At 57.1% G+C, this 6,522-nt stretch carries 6 protein-coding genes and 1 tRNA gene; 3 read left to right on the top strand and 4 right to left on the bottom strand.

Going from position 1 to position 6,522, the window contains the following annotated elements; genetic code table 11:
• The first annotated feature begins 91 nt into the window (after positions 1-91).
• Positions 92-165: transfer RNA gene (locus AC5LBQ_RS06310), tRNA-Pro, on the top strand.
• A 295-nt stretch (positions 166-460) separates the two neighbouring features.
• Here the strand turns inward: AC5LBQ_RS06310 and AC5LBQ_RS06305 are convergent.
• The 4 genes from AC5LBQ_RS06305 to AC5LBQ_RS06290 all read right to left on the bottom strand — a co-directional run bounded on the left by AC5LBQ_RS06305 (position 461) and on the right by AC5LBQ_RS06290 (position 4,998).
• A complete protein-coding gene (locus tag AC5LBQ_RS06305; protein WP_493264955.1) occupies positions 461-1,555 on the bottom strand; it encodes a diacylglycerol kinase family protein in 1,095 nt (364 codons plus the stop codon).
• A 23-nt stretch (positions 1,556-1,578) separates the two neighbouring features.
• On the bottom strand, positions 1,579-2,442 hold the full coding sequence (gene purU / locus AC5LBQ_RS06300) for a formyltetrahydrofolate deformylase (protein WP_295026808.1): 864 nt from the start codon (positions 2,440-2,442) through the stop codon (positions 1,579-1,581).
• Positions 2,443-2,589: 147 nt separating this feature from the next.
• Positions 2,590-3,702: a tRNA (adenosine(37)-N6)-threonylcarbamoyltransferase complex transferase subunit TsaD gene (tsaD, locus tag AC5LBQ_RS06295; protein ID WP_493264954.1), complete on the bottom strand. Its 1,113-nt coding sequence runs from the start codon at positions 3,700-3,702 to the stop codon at positions 2,590-2,592.
• Positions 3,703-3,732: 30 nt separating this feature from the next.
• A complete protein-coding gene (locus AC5LBQ_RS06290; RefSeq protein WP_297346517.1) occupies positions 3,733-4,998 on the bottom strand; it encodes a class I SAM-dependent methyltransferase in 1,266 nt (421 codons plus the stop codon).
• Positions 4,999-5,199: 201 nt separating this feature from the next.
• On the opposite strand from AC5LBQ_RS06290, the gene groES reads away from it, so the two are divergent.
• Both groES and ddaH read left to right on the top strand, forming a co-directional pair.
• Positions 5,200-5,493, top strand: coding sequence for a co-chaperone GroES (gene groES / locus AC5LBQ_RS06285; protein ID WP_036324231.1), 294 nt, complete (start codon positions 5,200-5,202; stop codon positions 5,491-5,493).
• Positions 5,494-5,705: 212 nt separating this feature from the next.
• Positions 5,706-6,488 (top strand): dimethylargininase, encoded by a 783-nt coding sequence (gene ddaH, locus AC5LBQ_RS06280; protein ID WP_295026814.1) that lies wholly within the window; start codon positions 5,706-5,708, stop codon positions 6,486-6,488.
• The last annotated feature ends 34 nt before the right edge of the window (positions 6,489-6,522 follow it).

Here is a 6,522-nt window from a genome sequence, read left to right as displayed (position 1 = left end):
CCATTGAGCTACGCCCGCGTGTAAATGAGTCTACCGGGTCTGATGGGTTTCCTCCAACTCGAACTTTCCGGTACGATGAACTGTACCTTTCCGGGGTGTAGCGCAGCTTGGTAGCGCGCCTGCTTTGGGAGCAGGATGTCGCAGGTTCAAATCCTGTCACCCCGACGAGCGAGCGCCACATGAAAGTTTACTTTCATGTGGCGCGAGCGAGGAGGGGTATGCAAGGCGAGCGAAGCGAGTCCTTGCTAATCCCCCGACGTATTGTTTTTCTTTTCTCGTTTTTTGTTGCGAGCGAGGAGGGGTATGCAAGGCGAGCGGTGCGAGTCCTTGCTAATCCCCCGACGAGTTGGTTTTGAGTGGTGGGGGGCAAGGCGAGCGGTGCGAGTCCTTGCTAATCCCCCGACGAAATGGTGTTGCTACGTACTCGTTTTTGCGGTGTTGATGGGTCCGTAACCGTGCCCTAAATCCCCTCGGGCCGCGGCAAAATAAACCACCCGGCTCTAGGCACGCATTCCAAGTTGACCGTCCCGTACCCCAAGCGTTCCCCATCGGCAATGGGAGCCAACCCTTCCATCTCTAAGCTGACTTGGCGAGCCTCGTGAAAAGTCACCCCGGGAGCGCCAGCGAATTTCCCCCTCTTGGCAGCCAGTAAGGGACGAAGCACCTTCCGGCGGGGCATTGAGCTCAACGTCGATATCGAGAAAACCCCGTCGTAGCTGGAGGCTTGCGGAGCCACTACCACACCGCCTCCATAGCACTTTCCATTGGCTACGGCGCATAACGTCAGGTGATTCTCGCCCCAAACCACCCCGTCGAGACTGAGACGAACCGGGCGGGGATGGAACTTCGCCAGAATAATTAACAAGGACAAGATGTAGCGTAGCGAACCGTGCGGCCAGCGCATTTCCTGGGTTTTATCCGCCACCATTTGGTCAAACCCTACGCAGGTAATGGTGGACCACCAGCGCTGGCGTTCTTTGCCGCGCAAATCGGTAAAAGTCGCGAGTCCCAGGTCGGTTTGACTAACGAAACCATCCGCGATGATGCCCGCGGATTTACGCGGATTCAGCGGAATCCCATAGTGACGGGCATGGTCGTTGCCAGAACCTGCCGGAATAATCCCCAAAGGCTTGTCCGAACCAACCTGCTCCTGCAGGACCAGCGAAAGAATCCCGTCTCCACCGGAAACGACGATGGCGTCCACCGTGGAATCAGCCGCAGCCCGGCGAGCCGAGTCCCGGGCTTGTGCCGCAGTATCACTTGGAAAATCAACAATCTCCAGACCGCGTTGCTCCAGTACTTTCCGGGCTACCCGAGCAGTTTTGCGGGCGTGGCCTTTGGCGGAGGCCGGGTTCAAAATGAAGGCGACACGGCGGATGTTACGTGTTTCTTGGCGATAGCACCCCTCCGAGGGTGCGGTTTCGGGGTCGTCCGGAGGTCGGTAGTTCGCGTTTGTGTTGTCCGAAGGTCGGCCTGGTTGCGTGCTGTCCGAAATCTGGTCGTCAGGAAGTTGCTCGTCCGCTTTCGCGTTGTCTGGAGGCCGGTGTTCTGACATGGTTTACTCGCAATTCGGCGTCTTTACCGGAAAATCACGGTGCGGTTGCCGTTCATCAACACGCGATGCTCGGCGTGCCACTTCACGGCTTGAGCCAAGACTCGACGTTCCACGTCCTGACCTTGTTTACGCATATCGATGGCGGTAAACGTGTGATCCACTCGGGAAACGTCCTGTTCAATGATGGGACCTTCATCCAAATCCGCCGTGACATAGTGCGCGGTCGCCCCAATGAGTTTCACACCGCGGTCGTGGGCCTGGTCATACGGCTTTGCACCCTTGAACGACGGCAGGAACGAGTGGTGAATGTTGATGATGCGCCCGCTCATCTCCCGGCACAGTTTGTCGGAAAGAATCTGCATATAGCGGGCCAACACCACCAGCTCGACCTTTTCCGCGGCGACCAAGTCAAGCAGCTGCCGTTCCGCTTCGGGTTTATTGTCTTTCGTGACCGGCACCAAAATAAACGGCACTTGATAGAACGTTGCGATGGGAGCCAAATCGGGGTGGTTGCCCACGACCGCTTTCACATCAATTGGAATCGAGTGATCACGCACACGATAGAGCAGGTCGGACAGGCAATGTCCCTCTTTGGAAACCATGATGACGGTGCGCAGCGCCCGCCCAATTTCGTCCAAGTCCCAAGCCATCTGAAAATCGGCAGCTAAAGCCTCCACCCGGGCGTTAATGTCGTGAACGCTGGGAACATCCATCTCCACTCGCATAAAGAACAGTCCCGTGTCGGTGTCTGCGAACTGGGCCGATTGGATGATATTGCCCCCCGCGCCGGCTACCATGCCGGATACGGCGTGAACAATTCCGGGTCGGTCGGGGCAGGAGAGGGTGAGCACCAGTTTTATGGTTTCGCTCGACTTCGTTTCCGTCATGGTTCTTAGCATACCTTTTCCGCACGGTTTCGTTTAGGACTGAGCCGACAAGAGGTGTGCTTCAGCGGGCCTTTCACAGGGGTCTGCGGTGAGGCTGGTTTTTCGATTGGTTGTTAAGTTTCCGCTGCCTAGATGATATCGGTGGCCTTAGACGATAACGGTAGTGAGGTCCAGGGCGGAGACTGGCGAAAAATCCGCCCGGCTGGGGGAATTCGTATCTGCAATTGCCGCTGTGATGGCCGCAATCTGCGCGCCGTTGTCGGTACAGAACTTCAGCGGGGGAATCCGCAGGGTGATATCAGCTCGCGCGCATTCCTCCGTCAGCCATTCGCGCAGTCGGGAATTCGCGGAATATCCGCCGCCCACCACCAGGGTTTTTGCATCAAAATCGGTTAGCGCCCGCATAGTCTTGCTGACCAGGGAGTCGTTTACGGATTCCGAAAAACCGCGGCAAATATCCGCTACCGGCAACCACGGTTTGCCTTCGCGTGCGGGGGCGAAATCCTCCGTAAAGTCCGGGCGGCTCCGTACTTCCGGGGAGGCTTCAAGCTGACCCACGTAGCGAGCCACCGCAGTTTTCAGTCCGGAGAAAGAAAAATCATAAGGGTGGGTTTTCGCGTATTTTGCTCCGGCCAGACCGCGCGGAAAGTCAATCGCCCCCAGTCTGCCTTCGCGGGCCAGCCGATCCACATGCGGACCTCCCGGATAGGGCAGTCCCAGCACGCGCCCGACCTTGTCAAAGGCTTCCCCCGAAGCATCGTCGAGGGTACCGCCCAGTTCCCTGATTCCACCTTCAGCCGCAAAATCAGTGATGAGCAACAGGTTTGTGTGTCCACCGCTGACGACCAGTCCCACTGCCGGCAGTTCCAGTTCACCGTTGACCAGCTGGTCCACCGCCAGGTGTCCGATGACGTGATTCACCCCGTAAAGCGGCTTACCAGTAGCGGCGGCCAGGGCTTTTGCTCCGGCGATTCCTACCGCCAGAGAACCAATCAACCCCGGACCAGCGGACACGCCAATCTGGTCAATGTCTGCGAGCTTCACCCCCGCCTCGTCTAAGGCCTCACTGACCACGGGCAGGAACGACTCCAGATGCGCCCGCGAAGCAATCTCGGGAATGATCCCGCCATAGCGGGCATATTCATCCATCGAGGTCGCTACCACATTAGCCAGCAGCTGAGTTTTGCCCGCTACAATGGCGGCTCCAGTCTCGTCGCAGGTAGATTCGATTCCTAAAGTGAGTTTCGCACCGTTTAACACGCCTACATTTTAGTTGGTTTTCCCTGGCGTCTAAATTTCCGCGCAGCGCCGACACAGAATAGCCCGATGTCGGCTACCCAAGCGCGTGGCGATTAGAGTCAAATCCTCGCCGTTCTTCTCAGTCGTGGTCAGCAGTTTTCGGCGCAGCTGGGCGGGGGACACATCGGCTCCGCGTTTCTTAATTTCCAAAGACCTGAGTGGCCGCGTTTTTAGCGCAGTGCGAATCTTCTTTTCGTCCAAAGGCAGGACTTCCAGAACCTTGAACCAGCCACCTAGTTTCGTGTCTGCTGTCTCTGGGGCAGTATTCCGGGTCAGATAGGCGATTTTTCTCGATACCGTTTTTGTGTATGTTTTATCTGCAACTTGAGCCAGCAGTCCTGCCCGGATGATTGCGTCATCAGGTTCAAAAATCCATTCCCCCAGTTCGTCTTCGGTCGCAATAGTCTCGCTCAACTCGGCAGGCGTGTTGCACGGGGCAGCGGTTTCATCGTGCAGCACAGTCGCTATCTTTCCGTTCTTGTCCATCAACAGAGCGGAGCGTCCCTGTTGGCGAATCAAGTCGCCCAGCCAGATTCCCGCCTCCACAAGTTCGCCTCCCACAGAAATCCACTGGGTTTCGCTCTGCGCCGGCAGGGCTTGATAGTTGATTCCAGGGGCGATCTTTACGCCAAGGTTCCCGTGCGGAATCTCGTCTTGCCAAGCGAGAATGCGGGAAAGTGGGGGTTTCCAAGACTCCGGCTGCAGTCGCCTGCCTGAGGCATCGCGCCGGGCAGGATCTGCAAACGCGCCGTCCACCCCTTCGGTACGCATCTGCTCCCAATCCAGCTCCAAAATATCTGCCTGAGTGACTTGGGCTTCGGGATAGGCGCGAAGGTTCATCAGAGCCGCCGCCGCGGTGGCTTCATCGAGTTCAAAAGCCGTTACCAGCAGCCCCAAACCAGCCAACGCCAGGGACTCAGTCCCTAACCCGCAACCTAAATCGGCGACCTTGTGACAACCGGCGTCCCGAAAACGTCCGGCGTGTACGGCAGCCACCGGTAAACGCGTGGCTTGCTCCAAACCATCTCGGGTGAACAGCATGCCTCGCGCGAAATCTCCGAATTTGACCTGCGCTGCCTCGCGCAACTCCAGCTGGGTCAAAATGGCTGCCACCAGCTCCGGCGCGACACCGCGTTTCCGTAAACCTGCGCTCAATTGGTCTGCGAGCGCCGGCGTGTAGGGTCCGAGGGTTCCCAAGGATTCCAGCAATTGGAATCCGTCTTTGCTCAACACGGGCACCAGCGAACTTACAGCCATAGTTCAATCCTAAGGGTGACCGGAGCCAAAGGGGGAACCTCACGGGACGGCGCCAAAATAGAGGGACATGAAAGTGACTTAGCACTCGGGTTGCGAGAGTGCTAATTGCGGCATAAAATACAAATCGACTGGCAGGGTGCCACCCGCGACGGCGCTCGGTTGGTGAAATATCATCAGGAACTTAGAGAAAGGGCAATCGCAGTGTCGGTTTGCATTAAACCTTTGGAAGATCGGGTTGTTATCAAGCAGCTGGAAGCGGAAACGGTTACCGCTTCGGGGCTGGTCATCCCGGATATGGCAAAAGAAAAGCCGCAGGAAGGCACCGTCGTGGCGGTAGGCCCCGGTCGCGTTGACGACAAGGGCGTGCGTGTGCCGATGGATGTCAAGGAAGGCGACAAGGTCATTTACGCCAAGTACGGCGGCACCGAAGTCAAGTACCAGGGTGAGGAATACGTTATTCTCTCCGCTCGCGACTTGCTCGCTGTAGTTGAGTAATCGATACACATTCTTTGAAAAGGCCGGACGTATGTCCGGTCTTTTCTGTTAAGTTATAAATTCACCCGTCCCCGTCCTCCCCAGCGCGGCAACGCCAAAACTGTGGGAATATGAGGGGCACCGGGGATACCTGTAACGTTTGCTAAATAGCCCAGTCATCTCGGTGCGCCAATCTCTTGACGGGTTTCCGGACCACTACTACGCTGGAAAGCATGACTAGGAAATTAGCATTAGTTCGTCGCCCCAGCCCCAAAATGGCTGATGGCATTGTGACACACATTGAAAAGTCTGCCGTCTCTTATGATCTGGGTTTGCGCCAGTGGGAAGGCTACGTCAAGGCACTCAATGATAACGGATGGGAAACCGTCGAGGTCGAGCCCGCTCCGGATTGCCCTGATTCGGTATTCATTGAGGATCCTGTTTTCGTCTATGGGGATCTCGCTATCATCACTCGCTCTGGAGCTCCGGAGCGTCGCGCTGAGGTTGCGGGAGTTGAAAAGGCTGTTCGCGACGCTGGGTACCGCGTGGCTTACATCAAGGAACCCGGCACCGTAGACGGGGGAGATATCCTGAAGTTTGACGGTAAAGTCTGGGTTGGACAAACTCCCGGTGGCCGCACCAACGAAGAAGGGGTGCGCCAGCTTGCCGAGTACTTGAAGGAATTCGACGCGGAAGTCATCCCCGTGGAAATGACCAAGGTTCTCCACCTCAAGAGCGGCGTCACCGCCTTGTACGACGGCACCGTAGTCGGCTACAAACCGCTGGTGGACGACCCGACCGTGTGGGACAAGTTCATGGAAGTTCCCGAAGAACCCGGTTCGCACGTCGTTCTGCTCGAGGATAACAAGATTCTGATGTCTGCTGCCGCGCCCAAGTCCAAGGAACTCTTTGAGAGCATGGGTTACGAGGTGGTCGCGGTAGACATCGGCGAGTACGAAAAGCTCGAAGGTTGTGTGACCTGCCTGTCCGTGCGTCTGCGCGGTGACGTGGGCTAACGGGCAAACTGGACTTTTCGCCACAATCCGGCGC

The organism is Mobiluncus sp. (assembly GCF_985070215.1).
The sequence above is the reverse complement of the archived record's forward strand: the minus strand, read 5'-3'. Positions and strand labels throughout refer to the sequence as shown.

Coding starts and splice junctions, on each gene's coding strand:
- AC5LBQ_RS06305 (WP_493264955.1), bottom strand. CDS start 1,555: ATGTCAGAACACCGGCCTCCAGACAACGCGAAAGCGGACGAGCAACTT.
- purU (WP_295026808.1), bottom strand. CDS start 2,442: ATGACGGAAACGAAGTCGAGCGAAACCATAAAACTGGTGCTCACCCTC.
- AC5LBQ_RS06290 (WP_297346517.1), bottom strand. CDS start 4,998: ATGGCTGTAAGTTCGCTGGTGCCCGTGTTGAGCAAAGACGGATTCCAA.
- ddaH (WP_295026814.1), top strand. CDS start 5,706: ATGACTAGGAAATTAGCATTAGTTCGTCGCCCCAGCCCCAAAATGGCT.